Annotated in this window: 2 protein-coding genes; one reads left to right on the top strand and one right to left on the bottom strand. The window is 52.4% G+C overall.

The features are described from left to right. Positions 1-134: 134 nt before the first annotated feature. A complete protein-coding gene (locus tag ACO08I_RS04460; protein ID WP_421948620.1) occupies positions 135-15,320 on the top strand; it encodes an SdrD B-like domain-containing protein in 15,186 nt (5,061 codons plus the stop codon). A 559-nt stretch (positions 15,321-15,879) separates the two neighbouring features. Here ACO08I_RS04460 and ACO08I_RS04455 read toward each other — a convergent pair. Continuing rightward, complete coding sequence (locus tag ACO08I_RS04455) at positions 15,880-17,598, bottom strand: hypothetical protein (protein WP_421948619.1); 1,719 nt, start codon at positions 17,596-17,598, stop codon at positions 15,880-15,882. Positions 17,599-17,667 lie beyond the last annotated feature (69 nt).

Here is a 17,667-nt window from a genome sequence, read left to right as displayed (position 1 = left end):
CCTTTACAGCAGAGATGATTTCGTTGATGTGTTTTGCCGGTATCAACAGTCGTTTCAGCCCGGTAGTCGCTTAAACAGGTTGTTACCGGGGCTTGGGTAATAGTACATTAACAAATCATAATATGCACAATCTCATGAAACGAGTAGGTTTACTAACGTTTGTTTTGGCGCTGTTTTGGGTTTTCCAGGGCAGGGCACAGACTCCCGCACCCGGGGAAATTGAATTATCCTACGATAGCAATGTAATTGCTTCCGGTTCAACCACGATCAGCGCAGGTGCTGGTACCGATTACGGTGTGGGTTTTATCGGTAACGATGCCAATCTCCATCCCAGTATTGAATATCAGATTTCTAATACGGATAATTCGGGGATTATTAATGTTTCGAATATCTACTTCGACGGTGATAATAGCACCGATTTTAGTATCAGCGGCATAACCTTCCCAGTGGCGATCGGAGGGGGAGAAAGCATTTCGTTTATGGTTACTTTTGCTCCTGTTTCAGCCTTGTCCGGTCCGGAAGACCTTACTCCTGTAGATATGGATCGAGTGGCTGAACTACACGTGGTCAGCAACGATTTGGACGAAAGTGATTACGCTTTTTCTATTGGGGGTATGGCAGCGGGCGAAGCTACTGTGCAAGTAGGTGTGGAAATAGCTGGAGAAACATACGATGACGTACATGGATATTATACCTTTGCCAATATAGCAGAAGAGCTTTTGGCTACCTACAGTCGCACAGGGGCTGACGGTATAAAGACGGTTTTTGGTGTTGTAGATACCGTGTTTGGTTGTGGCGATGACCGAGGTGTCGGTACCCATCCGAGTAGTGATGATGCGATATTAACCATCAACCCACAGGGGGTATTGCCTGAGCAGCGCTGGTACTTCTTTTTTGACGATAATAGTGTAGCTGGTTATCCGGTCCGGAACACAACGGGTTACGCGGGTATTGGCACAACGTTGTACACCGGTAAAGGAACAGGGACGGCTTTACTATCTGGTGTAGGCTTGGACGGTGCCTATACGGATTATCTTTTCTTTGTAGAGCCTGCTTATGAGGCGATGATGGGCAATACGCCCACGACTTTTACCAACCTTGAGCTTTTAGGGGAGTACTACGCCGACACCATTTTTTTAGACAGTAGGGTGCTTATTTCAGATCCCGACCTTCAGGTTTTGAATGCCGGACAGGGATTTTACAATGGGAGTACCCTGCAGATTGAGCGGCAAGGCGGCGTCAATACTGATGATTATTTTCAATTGGAAGAAAGCATTCTGTTTAGCCTGCGCAACGATTCTATCTTTACACAGGAGTATTACATTGGCCAATATGACAATACAGGTCATCAAATGACCCTAAACTTTGAAGGGAGTTCCCGGGTAATTGTCTCACAAAGGATGCTGAATGATATTGTTCAGCACATCACCTATCATAATGCCAATGGGGTTACGGCTCCTCTTTCGTTCTCGTACGTTTTTGATGATGGCACTTCAGAAACAACCGGTATTAAGACCGTCAATCCCAATATAGAGGAAGTGTTTTATGTGGACCTCAATGCAACCGGGCTGAACAATGGTACTTCCTGGGTCAATGCATATAATAGCCTTCAGGATGCGCTGGCCAGGGCGAGTTCAGGCGATCAGGTATGGGTTGCGGCCGGAGAATACCTGCCAACTTCCGGTACCGACCGGGAAGCTTCCTTCCGGGTTGCATCTGGCGTTTCCATTTACGGATCCCTCCCTTCGGGCGCATCTGCTTTGACCGCTCAGGATACTGCGGCTTACCCGACCATCCTCTCTGGAAATATTGGTGACCCTGCAACCAACACAGATAATGTATACAACGTCGTAACATTTGGGCCTGTCAGCGACTTTACCCTTCTAAAAGGGCTTCACATTACCGGCGGTTATGCAGATCGTTCGGATAACTTCTTCTACGGCAATGGTGCGGGAGTTTTTAATTCGAATTTTGCCACGGATTCGACTTCCGGAGTTGTCCTGCAAGACCTCATGCTGTACGGTAATACTGCAGTACTCAATGGTGGTGCGGTTTACAGCAATGGTTCAATTTGGATCAGTGGCTGCAATATCTTTCAGAACGAAGCTGAAGATGGCGGTGCAGTTTATAACGGTGGTATAATCAGAATCAGTAGCTGTGATATATCTCAAAATCAGGCGGTAGACGGCAGCGGTATCTATAATGACAATGCTGTTGTAGTCTTTAGTGGCACCAATTGTGTGCTCCGGGATGTGAAAATACACCATAACACTGCTGGCGATGACGGAGGAGGGATCGCCTCTAAGGAAGCTATTTCGGTATATGATTGCGACATTTCCAATAACGAAATTGACGGCAGTGGGGGTGCATGTTATTTTGATTTGGATGAGGGGACCTTGGGAGACTCCATTAGGATTGTTCGTACAAAGCTTAACAACAACCTGCTCACGGATACTGAAGACGAGGGTGCCGCAGTTTATATGAATTCGGATTGCCCTGTACCTCCGGTTGTTTTGTTTGCAGAATGTTTGGTACAAGGCAATGAAGGAGAAGATGGCACTTTCTATTTCGATGTAGATGGTGATAATGGCGATATCATTGTATTTTTGGAAAGCTGTCTGTTTTCGGGCAATACGGTTTATGATGATGGTGCGGCATTGATGGGACCGGATGACACTCAGTTTTGGGTATACAACACTACATTTGCAGGGAACTACGCAGATGATGACGGTTGTGTGATCGAGACCGGATCTAGTTCTAAAGCGACCCTCTACAATTGCATTAGTTTTGGCAATGATGCCAATGATGGCAGCGATGGTATTATCGATGCAGCTGGTGATATCGATATCTTCAATTGCTATTTTGAACATGGAGAAGATCGTATGTCGGTAAGCGGAGACCTTTCTGTAAATACGCTTTTTACTGCTGACGACTTCGAGGATGCAGCATTTGAAGACTTTACATTTGATGCAGTAGACGATACGCCTACTGCAGAAGGAAACTTTGCGCTAAGCAAAATCTCGCCACTGGTCAATTTAGGCGATAATGGTTACGCCACCAATTTGGAAAAAGACCTGGCAGGCAATGCCCGCCTTCAGGAAGGCACAGTGGATTTAGGGGCTTACGAGTCATCCCCCCTCTTTTTCGCTGGCTTGGGCACTGCAGCATCGCCTTATCAGATTAAGGACTGGGAGCACCTGCACAACGTCCGATTCAGGATGGATGCACATTTTATACTGATTAATGACCTGGATAAAAACAGCAGCGGTTATCAGGAATACGTAGCTGGTTCCGGATGGCTTCCAATCGGTACCATGGACGGGGATGTTTTAAATGGCACCGGTACCGTTACTGGGTTCACCGGGCATTTTGATGGACAAGGATACAGCATCAACGATCTGCAAATCGATAATGGCCTTTCTTATGGCAACGGGCTTTTCTTTGCATTGGGGGCCTTCGAAGGGGCGAACCTGATGAAGGCGGATGAAGAAGATTTTATCCCTTCAGTTATAATTGATCCTAGCTTTTTGGATAGCCTGCAATCTCTTGGCGGTGCTGCGGTGCACAACCTAAAGTTGGATAGTGCCATAGTGGGAAGTAGTATTATGTTTGCGGGGGATAACCTGCCGTTGTTCCCTAACGGTATACTAGCCGGTTTTGTCCACAATAGCCAGATTGATAGTATCTCAGCTTCAGGTACCATACGTATGGGGGGAGGTGTTGTTGGTGCTGTTTTGGAATCACGAGCAACGAATACGCAGCTCTCTTTCCTTACTACACATATACAAAACGAGCTATTGGGTGCTGGAATTGCAGGCTGTCTCGGTATAAATACATTAGTTACAGACAGCCGGGCTCATATTCAAAGTAGTGATCAGGGCTCGCCTGTTGGTATATCGTTGCTCAACGCTGGAGAAGTCAGTAGATGCTTTGCGACTGTAACGTCAACGCTAGCCACTCCCTCGCCACCTTTTTTGCCTTCAGGCATTAGCTTGTTACTAACAGGCAAGATAGAGGAATCAGCTGCACACGTTAACTTTTCTTTTGGGGCTGGTTTGGCTGTGTTTAGCCTCAGCGGGCAGATCAATAATGCATATGTAACCGGGAGTATTACTCAAGGGTCTGGGTTGGTTTACCAAAACGATGGGCTGGTCGGAAACACCTACGTTGCAATTGAAACGAACTCGGTTGCCGGGCTCTTCGATATAAATTCAGGAATGGTTTCTAATAGTTTTTGGGATGCGGAGTTGTCTGGTCAATCTGGTAGCGCTGCTGACGAGGGAAAAACAACCTGTGAGATGAAAACAGCAGACCTCTTTACAGCTGCTGGCTGGGATTTCGAAGGAGAAACCAATAACGGCAATGATGAAATTTGGCGCATCGTTGACAGTGCAGGTACCATATCCTACCCCTACCTGTCTGCTCTGACTTACGATGCAATTGGAGCGGTACCAGAAGTTAATCCGATTCCAGGGTTGGATACCTTACTGCCTACTGCAGTTTGTATGGATATTACTGCTTATCTGGATGCATCGGGCGAGGCCAATATCATGTCAGGCGATATTGGGGCTGGCAGTATGATTAGTTGCGATACCTTGACGCTATCACTGTCCCAAACCGCCTTCAGTTGTGATGAACAGGGTGAGAATACTGTGGTCTTGACGACAACAGATAGCGCTAACAATACTGACACTTGCTCAGCTATAGTGACGGTATTAGACACGATCGCTCCGGTAGCGTCCTGTACGGATCTGACGGTATATCTGGATAACGCTGGCGAAGGAACGATCAGCACTGCACAGGCAGATGGTGGCTCAACGGACAACTGTGGTTCGGTCAGCCTGTCGTTATCGGATAGTACATTTACCTGTGATGATTTGTCTTTGAATACCGAGGCTATACTCGGTAGTGGCGCAGGCTTCCGAAGCCCAGAGTCAGCTAGCGGTGTTTCTGTTGTATTGATCGCTACAGATGGGAGCGATAATATTGATAGTTGCATGCTTACAGTAACAGTACTGGATACGATCGCTCCGGTAGCGTCTTGTACGGATCTGACAGTGTATCTGGATAATGCTGGCGAAGGAAACATCAGCGCTGCACAGGCAGATGGTGGCTCAACGGACAACTGTGGTTCGGTCAGCCTGTCGTTATCGGATAGTACATTTACCTGCGGTGATTTGGGGCAGCAGGAAGTAACCTTAATTGTCACAGAGGGTGCTACTGCTTCCTCTGGTTCTGATAGCTGTATGTCGATGATAACAGTACTGGATACGATCGCTCCGGTAGCGTCCTGTGCGGATCTGACGGTGTATCTGGATAACGCTGGCGAAGGAACGATCAGCGCTGCACAGGCAGATGGCGGCTCAGCGGACAACTGTGGTTCGGTCAGCCTGTCGTTATCGGATAGTACATTTACCTGCGGTGATTTGGGGCAGAAGGAAGTAACCTTAATTGTCACAGAGGGTGCTACTGCCGCTTCCGGTTCTGGTAGTTGTATGTCGATGATAACAGTACTGGATACGATCGCTCCGGTAGCGTCCTGTACGGATCTGACGGTATATCTGGATAACGCTGGCGAAGGAACGATCAGCACTGCACAGGCAGATGGTGGCTCAACGGACGCCTGTGGTTTGGTCAGCCTGTCATTATCGGATAGTACATTTACCTGTGATGATTTGTCTTTGAATACCGAGGCTATACTCGATAGCGGCGAAGGCTTCCGAAGCCCACAGTCAGCTAGTGGTGTTTCTATTGTATTGATCGCTACAGATGGGAGCGATAATATTGATAGTTGCATGCTTACAGTAACAGTACTGGATACGATATCTCCGGTAATGGCTTGTACTGATGTACCCGTATCGCTAGATGAAATGGGCGCGGCTTCGATTGACGTTTCGGACGTTGATACAGGAACCACAGACAACTGTGGCTCACCGATGCTGCAACTGTCGCAGACCTCCTTTAGCTGCTCGGATATCGGTGAGGTATCCGTATCCCTGACGGCAACGGATGGCAGTGGCAACAGCAACAGCTGTGAGGTAACGGTCACCGTTTCCGGGCCTGATGCGGACTGTGACGGCGACGGGCTGACGAATGCGGAAGAGGATGAGCTGGGCACAGATAGTTTTGCTGCTGATACGGACGGCGACGGCGTCATTGACGGCACGGAAGTATCTGATATGACCTCCCCGACGGATGCCTGTTCTTTTGTGCTGGGCAGCCAAAGCGTTGCGCCGGCAACAGATTGGAATATGAGCGACTGTGACGGCGACGGGCTGACGAATGCCGAGGAGGCAGATACATACAGTACCAATCCGTTAGAAGCGGATACCGATGGGGATGGTGTCACAGATGGTTCCGAAGTAGCTGATAGCAGCAGCCCGCTGGAAATCTGTGATTACGTGTATAGTTCGGTCACGCTGCCGAAAGGCGAAGCATGGGCCAACGAAGATTGCGATGGCGACGGGCTGAGCAATGAAGTGGAAGGAGATGAGACTATAGACACGGACGGTGACCTTGCCCCGGATTGTTTTGATCTGGACAGCGACAACGACGGGCTGCTGGATGCAACAGAACAAGGTACTGGTCAGGGCAATGAGAATACTGCTTTCCTTGCTATGATTGCGGCCGATATAGATGGGGACAGCATCCTCAACTTCCGCGATTTGGATAGTGATGGCGACGGCTGCTTTGATGCCGTGGAGGCTAGCGATGACTTGACTCCGGCAGATCTGGATAGTGAAGGGCGCATTCCAGGTGGTGTGGATGAAAATGGTGTCCCGCTTACGGCAGGGATGGAAGGCTTTGCTGCGGCAGAAGCCTGGAGCAGCAACGAAATTGCAGGAGAATTCTGTGGTTCGGACATTGGGGGATATGTTTGGCTGGATAACGACCGCAACGGTTTCTTCAGCCAGGATGGGAATACTGACGCAGCCCCTGTGCTTGCGGCATTAGGCGAAGCTTATGCTAATCTTCCGGACAATGAAAATACTTTGCCCGGCGTACAGGTACGCCTTTACGGTACCGACCTCAATGGAAATCCTGTTGACGAGGTGCAGACCGCGGACGCTGACGGCTATTACCTCTTTGAGCTGGTGCTGGGCGGCGAGTACTGCATGGAGGTTAGCTTCGAGGGGCTGGACAGTGCGGAAGACTATGTGCTGACTATTCCTGATGTGGAAGGCGATGCACTGGACGAGCAAGACTCCGACTACTCTCTGGAAGGGGAGCTGTGCTTCACTTTGGAGGCGGGAGCAGCGAGTGTCTATGACCTCAACGCGGGCGTTTTCCTTGATGCGGACGGTGACTTTATCCCGGACGTGATCGACCCGGACATTGGTGGCGAGATGCTGGACCCACAGGGCTTCATCTACTGTGAGAATACGGGCGAGATCATCAGCGGTGGAACCATTGAGGTAACGGGCCCGGGCAATGTGACGATGGTCGCGGACGGCTCTACGGGCTTCTATCAGTGGTTTGTGGACGCAAGCGGGGTCTACACGATGACACTGAATGCCCCGGCTGGGTATGATATCAGCACGGACTGCACCGACAGCGGCCAGCTGGACCCCGAGCCGGGCATCACGATTGTGGGCAGCTCGGAAGAAGCGATGAGCGGCTTCATGGAAGACGCGTCCTGCGGTGCGAACCCGTTCTACATGGAGTTTGTGCTTTCACCGGGCGACCTGGTGCTGAACAACAACCTGCCGCTGGTATGTGCCGAGATCGGCGACCGTGCATGGAAGGACTTCGACCGTGACGGTCTGCAGAGCCCCGGCGAGCCGGGCTTAGGCTACACGGAAGTGCGGCTGCTGGACTGCTCGGGCAACGGCGTGGACACAGTGGTGTCGGACATCGAAGGGCGCTTTTTGTTCACCGGGCTCCCGGCGGGCGGCTACGTGCTGGACTACGAAGGGCGTGCCGAATGGGCCGGCAGCCTGCCGAACCTGTGGTCGTATGCGGGCTATCAGGCCGGCGCAGCGGAGCTGGACTCCGATATTACGGCGAGCGGTTCCACGGAGTGCGTGACGCTGGGCGTAGGGGAGAAGAACTACACAGTGGACGGCGGCTACGAAGTGCCGTACACGTACAGCTGCAACTGCGACGGCTCGATCACTTTGGAGTGGTCGCCGATCAGCGGGGAGCCTGGCGTGACGTACACGGTAGACATAGAAGACAGCGCGGGCAACCCGGTGCTGGACTACGTGAACATGACAGAAACGAGCGTGACGATCGCCCACGGCACGCTGCAGAACGGCGAGGAGTACCGCCTTGCGATCACGGAGAACATCAGCACGAGCAATGTGGTGTCCATCACCGGGCCACTGTACGCAGACTGCAACCCTGTGCCAATGGCATCGGTCATAAGCGCTGCGGGCCCTGCGTGCCCCGGCGGCACAGACGGCAGCGTATTGTTTGAGCTGGAAGAATCAGGCTGTGCGGGCCGCTACGCGGTGTACCTGGAGCAGGCTGGCAGTGATATATTGGTCGCAGGGGACACGACGCTGGCGAATAGCTTCAGCGTGAGCGGCCTTGGCGAAGGCAGCTACAGCCTCCGGGTAGAGCTATTGGATACGCTGAGCTGCGGCTACGGCGTAGGGTGCTTCCCGCTGGAGGTGGAAGATTTTGTGGTGCTGTCCAATCAGGACCTGGAAGGCCCGTCGCTGGAGGTTTCAGCGCAGGGCGGCGTAGGGCTGGGCTCTGGCGCGTCGTTCACTTATACGCCCCCAGAAGGGGAGTGCGGCGTACAGCTGGAGTGGCTGGCGATCACCACGGACAACTGCAGCGCTGTGGGTTCCATCGGGCTGAGCGTGAGCATAGAGAGCGATGTAGCAGGCGTGAGCCCGTGGGCGGCAGCCGTGCAGACGAGCTCCGGCTATGCGGTGAGCGTCCATGCGGGCATAGGCACGAACACCGTGGTGCTGGCCGCCACAGATGAGGCGGGCAACAGCACGGAGCTGTCCTACGAAATTACGGTAGTGGACAGCCGCGCCCCGGAGATCTACGGCCCCGGCGACATGCAGGTGCAGATCCCGGGCTGCGAAGACAGCGCCCCTGTGAACTGGCAGGTATCAGCAATAGACGACTGCGGCCTGGATGTAATACTGGAGCAGGTCAGCGGCCCCGAAAGCGGCAGCGCCCTTGCACCGGGCATGTATACGGTGGCCTACGAGGCTACAGACGGCTATGGCAATACGAGCCAGTATAGCTTTGACATCACCCTCACGCAGGCGCAGAGCCCTGCGCCGATCGTTGACGTGTCCGGCAACGGGCAGTTCGTGATCGAAGACTGTGCGGAGGACGGCTTCATCGTCTTCTCGGGCCATATCTACGACTGTGAGCTTCAGCCGGGCGATGTGCTGGACGGGCTGATCAGCATCAGCGGTGCGCCATTGGAGCTCACCTACATCCAGGTGGACGAGGGCTATGCGTACTTCGAAGCCACGGGCAGCCTGAGCTCGGGCAGTTACCTGATCGTTACCAGCTACGAAGGCGTGAGCATTGAGCATGCTGTAGAAGTGGTGCAAGATGCTGATACGCCGGCGGTAATGACAATGCCCGGCAACCTGGCCTACCAGGTGCCGAATTGCGAAGGCGAAGCGGCGGTAAGCTTTGCGGTACAGCTGGAAGACGACTGCGACCAAGACTTCAGCAGCGCGAGCTTCACGGTGAACGGAGCGCCAGCGCCCCCATTCGACGCAGGGCTGTCGGACCCTGCAAACGGCTACTTCGCGTGGAGCCTGAGCCTGAGCCCGGGCGTGTACACCATCGTGGGCACGTACACGGATGGCGGCGGCAATACCACCGAGGCTACGGCTACGGTCACGGTGAATGCGGACGAAGACAATTCGGCCCCAATCATCGTGTACCCATCGCAGAACATCAACATCGCACTGGACCCATGTATTGAAGCCGCTGTTGCTTCCCAGATTTTCCAGATTACAGCGATCGACAACTGCGATGGCGACCTTGACCCAACTGTAACTGTTTCTTCAGGTACAGGTACAGTGACAACAACTCCAGGCGGCTATGTATTCATGGGCGGCCCTGGCGTGCACACAATTACAATTACAGCGACTGATGCAGCTGGCAACAGCCGCACGGAGTCCTTCTCTATCAACGTAACTCAGGCGCCTGCACCACAGGAGAACCTGGCTTGCAACGACGATATTAACGTTACGCTTGACGACAACTGCTCACGCGTAATCACTGCGGACATGGTACTGGAAGGCAACTTTGGCTGCTTCGAGGAGTCTGACTTTACGGTTACCATCGTAAACGACGACAACCCTGCGAACGGCAATATCCTGGACGGTCACGGCCAGTTCATCTATGAGATTGCACTTGCTGACCAGGCTCAGCCAACGATTGGCTTCACTGGTGATTTTGCGCCAGGTAATTGGGACCTGATTGTTAACGATCCTGCGATGACTGTTGGCTTCAACGGTGATGTACTTGAGCTTGGTTCTCCTGGCGACCCCGTTACTACCAGTGTAGCTAATGCAGCTATCGCCATGCCAGAGTCAGGGACTGTATCCTTCGACTGGACGTTCTTCACAAATGAGTTCCCAGGGGGTGCACTGTTTGAGCTGTTTGGTTACGTAATTGATGCAAACGGTAATATTACTGAGACTATCTTAGCTAGCGATGGTACTGTTGGTACTGTTGGCCCAGATGGTACAGCAGAAGGTTCAGAATCTTTCGACCTGAATGCGGGTGACGTACTTGTCTTCATCCTGCAGGTTGATGGCTTCTTCCCTCTTGGGGCAGAAGCAACAGTTTCTAACTTCACTTTTGAGCCGTCAACACAACCAGTAGCAGGCTTCGAGCCATGCTGGGGCTTTGTTACCGGCGAAGACAAGACAGCACCAGTTGTTGAGTGCCCGGACGACACAGACGTAGCGACGATTTCTGAGTCTGTACAGAAGATCCAGGGTGCCCTGGAGACCACTGACGCACAGCTTGAGCTTGCGGACTACTCTTGCTTCCTTGACGGAGCGGGCCCAGTTGCAGGCGGACAGTACTATGACATCATCGAGTTCCAGGTGAGCGCAGATGATATCTACACGATCTACCTGAACACTTCCTGGGGCGATGGCTTCACTGCACTGTACCAGGGCAGCTTTGATGCGGACAGCCCATGTGAGAATATCCTTTACGCAGCGGACGACAACATCCTTGGCAACGCAGGCCCAATCGGCGGCTTGTTCGACCCACAGGTTCGCGTAACGCTGCCACTGCGTGCGTACGAGACTTACTTCGTGCTGGTTTCCAGCTTTGGCTCAGACGTGACTGGCTCCTACGAGCACACGATCTTCAGCGACGGCAACGGCCTTGTAGGCGCATGGAACTTTACAGAAACGATGCTGCCAGACTGGACGATCCAGTATGACACGACGTTCTCTGCCCTGCCATCGACTACTGAGCAGCTGTCTATCCCGCTGTTCTGTGACGACTTCGGCCAGATCTACGGCGGCGACGCAGGTTCTGTAGCACAGGAGACTGCATTCATCAGCGGCACTTACCAGTGGGTAGGCGCGCCAAGTGCGACGGACAACTGCGACAACAACGTAGGCATCACAGCGACGGACAGCTTCACAGCTTCCGGCGACTGCGGCGACGTAGTAATCACGCGCTCCTTCACGGCTACTGACGACCAGGGCCTGACAGACGAGTGCCAGCAGCAGATCACGATCCGCAAGCCAACGCTTGACGACGTGAACTTCCCAAGCTTCACAGCAGTGGTAGAGTGCGACGAAGACTTCCCAACGCTGGCGAACGGCAACCCGGCTCCAGAGCTGACTGGCTATCCGTTCATCTTCACAGCGTTCGGCATCTTTGACATCGCTCCGAATTACTGCAACATCGGCGCTTCTTACGAAGACCTGCCAACAGTAGACGAGTGCGAAGGCCGCTTCAAGTTCCGCCGTGAGTGGACTATCTTTGACTGGTGCGACCCAGGCAGCTCATTGATCGCTAACCAGCTGATCAAAGTAGGCGACTACACAGCGCCAGAGGTGTCTTGCCCAGCGGGCACGCCAATCGCTTACTCTACAAGCCCATTCTCTTGCGGTGCATCTTTCGAAGTGCCTATGCCAAGCGTGAGCGACAACTGCTCTAACGTAACGGTATACACTGAGATCGTGACGACAACAGAGGAAGAAGTCATCAACCAGTACGGCCTGCCAACTGGCCAGTTCGTGATTGACACCGTAGTGGTGCGCACAATCCAGCCTGGCGCGAACCGTTTTGTATCCTCTATCCCATTCGGCGGCCACTTCTTCCGCTATGTGGCAGAAGACGACTGCGGCAATGAGACAGAGCTGTACTGCCCATTCTCCGTAATCGACGAGATCGAGCCAGTGGCAGTATGCGACGACCAGCTGAACGTAAGCATCGGCGGCGGCAACATCGTGCCTGGCCAGCCAGCGCTAGCACGGGTGTTCGCATCTGACGTTGACGAAGGCTCCTGGGACAACTGCGGCGATGTATCTATCGCGATCTTCCGCAACAACTTCAACCCGGTCACTTACACTTGCGGCACGCAGAACAGCGTAACCGGCGATTTCGTCGACTTCTTCTGCTGTGACGTAGGCGTTACATCTGATATCACACTGGTGGTGACGGACCAGTACGGCAACCAGAACTCCTGCTGGCTGAGCGTTACGCCAGAGGACAAGATCAACCCATTCTGTGATGCGCCAGACAACGTAGTTGTGGATTGCGACGGCCTGCCATACGGCTTCGACGCATCTGACGCAGATCAGCTGGAAGACCTGTTCGGCATGGCGACTGGCGCAGACAACTGCGGCGTAGCAGACGTACAGCAGGTAGCAGCGAACGCTGACCTGGAGTGCGGCTACGGCTCTATCACTCGTATCTTCCGCGTCACTGACGTGAACGGCCTGAGCAGCACGAACAGCTGTGTGCAGGTGATCACGATCAATGAGGTGCACAACTACGAGATCTACTTCCCTGAAGATGCTGAGGCGAACTGCGGCACGCCAACACCAGACACCGTTGAGTACAACGAGCTTGGCTGCGGCCTGCTTGCAGTGACAAGCAGCGACGAGCAGTTCTCTGCATCCGGCGACGAGTGCTACAAGATCTTCCGTACGTGGAAGGTGATCAACTGGTGCCAGTACGACGGCGAGAGCGACCCTTACATCGTAGGCCGCGACGAGGACTGCAACGGAACGCCAGGCGATGGCGACCGTATTGCGAACAACGGCAACGGCTTCTGGCTGCTTGCACGCCCGAACGGCAAGATCTACTTCGACCAGGACACAGACGAGACACCTGACAACAACGTACCAGGCATCAACTTCTGTGGCGTATCGAATGACTACTACAGCTTCGAGTATGACGAGACTGGCTACTACCAGTACACTCAGATCATCAAGGTATACGACGACACCGCTCCTGAGATCAGCTTCACGCAGGCAGGCGCATTCTGCTCACTGGACAACGTGAACTGTGATGCGAACGTGACTTATCCGTTCAGCATCGATGAGGACTGTACGCCAGACGACCTGACGATCAAGGTGTTCCTTGACCCATTCCTGAGCGGTGACCTTGTGGAGCTGACAGGCGTGGTATCTGGTTCTTACCCAGACTACACGATCACAGTGAACGGCCTGCCAATCGGCAGCCACGCGTTCGAAGTGCACGTACTGGACGGCTGTGGCAACTCAGACCTTGCGATCCTGCCATTCGACATCATCGACTGCAAGGCGCCAGCGCCATTCTGCCTGAACGGCATTGCGATCGAGCTGATGCCAGTAGACGAGGACGGCGACAACCTGCCGGACCCGGGCGCAGGCATGGCTGAGATCTGGGCGAGCGACTTTGTCGACTTCTCCACTCAGGCGGGCGACTGCTCTGAGCCAATCAAGTACTCTATCAACCGCGTAGGCGAGCCTAACAACCCTGACCAGACCGGCCTTGTGCTGACTTGCGACGACGAAGGCACGCTGGTGATCGAGATCTGGGCGTACGACGCAGCTGGCAACAGCGACTTCTGCGAGACGTACATCCTGGTACAGGACAACATGGGCGTATGCGGTGCAGCAGCACCAATGGCAGCCGGTGCAGTCAATACCGAGGACAACGAGCCGGTAGAAGATGTACAGGTCAGCCTTTCCGGCCAGGCTTCTACAGCGATGACGACTCAGAACGACGGCGCTTACGTATTCACGAACCTGACATCAGGCCTTGACTACACGATCACGCCACAGCGCGACGGCGACTACCTCAACGGTGTGTCTACGTTCGACCTGGTACTGATCAGCAAGCACATCCTGGGCGTTGGCCCGCTGAGCACGCCATACCAGCGTATCGCAGCGGACGTTAACAACTCTGGCTCTATCACAACTCTGGACCTGATCCAGCTGCGCAAGCTGATCCTGTCTATCGATACAGAGTTCGCTAACAACACCAGCTGGCGCTTTGTGGAGACGGCTTACGTCTTCCCAGACCCATCTAACCCATGGGCAGAGCAGTTCCCGGAAGTGATCAACATCAACGACCTGCCTGCGACCAGCATCACAGATGCGGACTTCGTAGCGGTGAAGATTGGTGATGTGAACGGAGATGCAACAGCGAACAGCTTTGCAGTAGTTGACGAGCGCAGCTACGAAGGCGCTTTCGCGCTGCAGACAGACGAGCAGGAGCTGAAGGCGGGCAACGAGTACCGCGTAAGCTTCACAGCTGCTGAGCTGGCACGCATCGAGGGCTACCAGGCGACGCTGACGCTGAGCAACGGCGTAGAGCTGGTAGACATCGTAAGCGGTGTAGCTACTGAAGACAACTTCGGCCTGTCTTACCTGGGCGAAGGCATGATCACGACAAGCTGGCACTGGGCGTCCGGAGCTTCAGCGAAGGCGCCAACGGGCATTGAGCTGTTCACACTGGTATTGCGCGCCAACAGCGACGTGATGCTGAGCGAAGTACTGGGCGTAAGCTCAGCAGTTACGAAGGCAGAAGCTTACGGCAAAGACGGCAGCTTCCAGGACGTAGCGATCGAGTTTGGCTCCGCCTCCGCTACAGCTTCGGCGGACAGGTTCGAGCTGTACCAGAACCAGCCGAACCCATTCAAGGGCGAGACTGTGATCGGCTTCAACCTGCCAGAGGCAGCACAGGTGACGATCACCATCAGCGACGTAACCGGCAAGGTACTGAAACTGTACCGCCAGGATGGCTCTAAGGGCTACAACCACATCACGGTTAAGTCTTCTGAGCTGGCGGCGACAGGCGTAGTGCAGTACACGGTCAGCACCGGTACGCACAGCGCGACGAAGCGGATGGTCATCGTGGAATAGCGATTGTAAGATGTTTTACTACGAGCATTAGCATGCGGGGCGTAAGGTGCTTTACGCCCCACTTTTGCTCCTGACTGATTACGTAATAGTTTATGCTCATTCAAAGCGCCCCGCACCGGTATTTGGTGTGGGGCTTTTTGTTTGCATGACATGCAGGCATGTTCCGTAAGCGCAGGGCTGTAAGAAGCCCAGATACCTAATCGGCGGGAAGCGAATACGAGGCCACTCTACTGCCGGCAAAGCAGGAGAAGCCTTAGTGTGATTATAAGGCGTGTAGCATAAGCGAAACGAAACGGTCGTGTTAGGTGGATTATGTAAAAAGAGGGAAACTCCAAAAGGCGGATACCCTGTCCCGGAAAAGAGACCATTTATGCAATCTTAAGGGTGGGGATAAGTGCACTGAGTGGCTAAATACATATAGCCCAACAGCTCAGGATTTTTGAAATTATGGCATATCAGCCAGCAGGGTACTGGACGTAATCTGGAAAATAATAGAAAGGTCAGGCATACGGGACGAATTCGGAGGTGGAGATACCGCAATCATCTTATTGCCTAATGATTACTCTGTATCCAAAATGTTTTGAATATGTCGTTCTGAATACCCCACAATGCTAGCTAGCTCATCTATAGGCGTTTCAGGGTTGTTTTTATAAGTTTCCAAGACGATTGCTTTGCGTTTTTCTCTAATGAGCTGACCTGGAGTTTTACGATACAGGGTTCTCGTTAGGGCATAGAGTTCATTCTTTTTAAGGTCCAAAAACTCACAAAGGCTGTGTACCGTTACGGTATTGATATTGGAATGGATAAATTCATCAATCAGTGCTTTCCGGTCTGCTGCTGAGGGCGGGGAAAGGGGCTGCTCGTACGGGGGGGCTTGGGTTGTATTTTTCTTCCGCCGCATTAAGAACAGGAAACTGGAAGCTGTAGCCACAAGTAAAAGTAAAATTAAATATAACTTCCTGAGTCCGGTCTCTTCCCGCTTACTTGTGACAGCTGAAGGATATGGCTGCCTGCCTAGTGTGGGGTCGGTGAAGTCAGACGGAGCCCAGGTGTATAATCCATCTATCGCACCCATATAAATGGTGTCCCTGTTCCTGTAAAAGGAGCGCTTGTTAAATTCTACTTTGTCGAGGTAATATTTATGGGAATAATCCGTCAGATCAACCTGATAAAGCCCGTTGTTGGTGCCACACCACAGAAAACCCAGCTCATCTTTAACCATACTTTGGACTTTGATAACGGCCCCTTTGGAGGTCTTCGTTAAAACAGGCCGGACTTCGGGGGAGTGTGGGCTGAATTGGTAGAGCCCTGAATCAGTGGCAAGCAGGAGTTTATCTCCCTGGTTTATGGATTGGTTATAGTATTTAGGCGGAAACTGGAAAGGGGTTAGGGTAAGATCAGGATGAAGCAGGAACATATCTTGGGAGGTTGCTAACAAATGACCGTTCCGTATCGGCCTGATTTCTTCAATACTGATATCCGGAAGTAAAAAAAGGATTGTATCGGGCTGTACTACGGCGAGTCCCTTGTCCGTACCGATTAACCAGGCACCATCTTGGTTTTGTTCAATTTGAATGATATTGCGCCAATCGGCTTCTATCCAATGTGCAAGATCATCTCCAAGATCAACCACGTGGCTTTCGGTTCCTTCGATTCGTAACAGTTGCCGGCCAGAAGAAGCAAAAAGCTCTTTGGAGGCAGAAAGGAATAAATCTCCTCCGATGATTAGAGGGTTGATTAAGTTATCATCTCTAAATAGCCCATTGTAAGTATTTAGATAGGTTTCACCTTTGTAAGGCTGTATGCCTCGTATAGAATAGATGGGCAAAATCTTGTTGATGGCTTTTTCTATTCGGAACTTGTAAATATGGTAGTCGGTAGCTACATAATGGTAACCCAGGCTGTCAACAGCCACAGTGAGCACAGACTGCAAATCTGAGGGAGGGAGGTGCGCCAGCCACCTAAGATTTATCATCTTAATGGAGTCTATCAAGGGATAGACGAAGTACTCGGTTTCTGGATTAAGATAAATAAGGCGATCTGTATAGTAGATGCAGCCATTAAAGGATGGATCGTGGAGCACTAAATCGCCATTGTTGGTGTCTAGTGCATATACTCCAGAATCAAAAGAGGCATATACAGTGCCCTTTTCATCATGGGCTATAGTATTGATAGCGTTTTCGTAGGAAAATACCTTTACCAAAAGGGTATCATTGCCAAGTAGTGAGTAGAAATTAATCAGGCACAAGAAAATGAGCCAGGTATTGTGTTTCTGCATATTTGTTCGGGTAATAAAACTTAATTCAAGATACTACACAAAGTCTACAAATCCACTAAAGTGTTCATA

The organism is Phaeodactylibacter xiamenensis, from assembly GCF_965229835.1.
Lineage (GTDB): Bacteria > Bacteroidota > Bacteroidia > Chitinophagales > Saprospiraceae > Phaeodactylibacter > Phaeodactylibacter xiamenensis.
Note: the sequence above shows the minus strand (reverse complement) of the source record. Positions and strands in the feature narration are given on the sequence as shown.

What these genes read in the sequence shown, in the direction of transcription:
- ACO08I_RS04455 (WP_421948619.1), bottom strand. Translation starts at nt 17,598, where the DNA reads ATGCAGAAACACAATACCTGGCTCATTTTCTTGTGCCTGATTAATTTC.
- ACO08I_RS04460 (WP_421948620.1), top strand. Translation starts at nt 135, where the DNA reads ATGAAACGAGTAGGTTTACTAACGTTTGTTTTGGCGCTGTTTTGGGTT.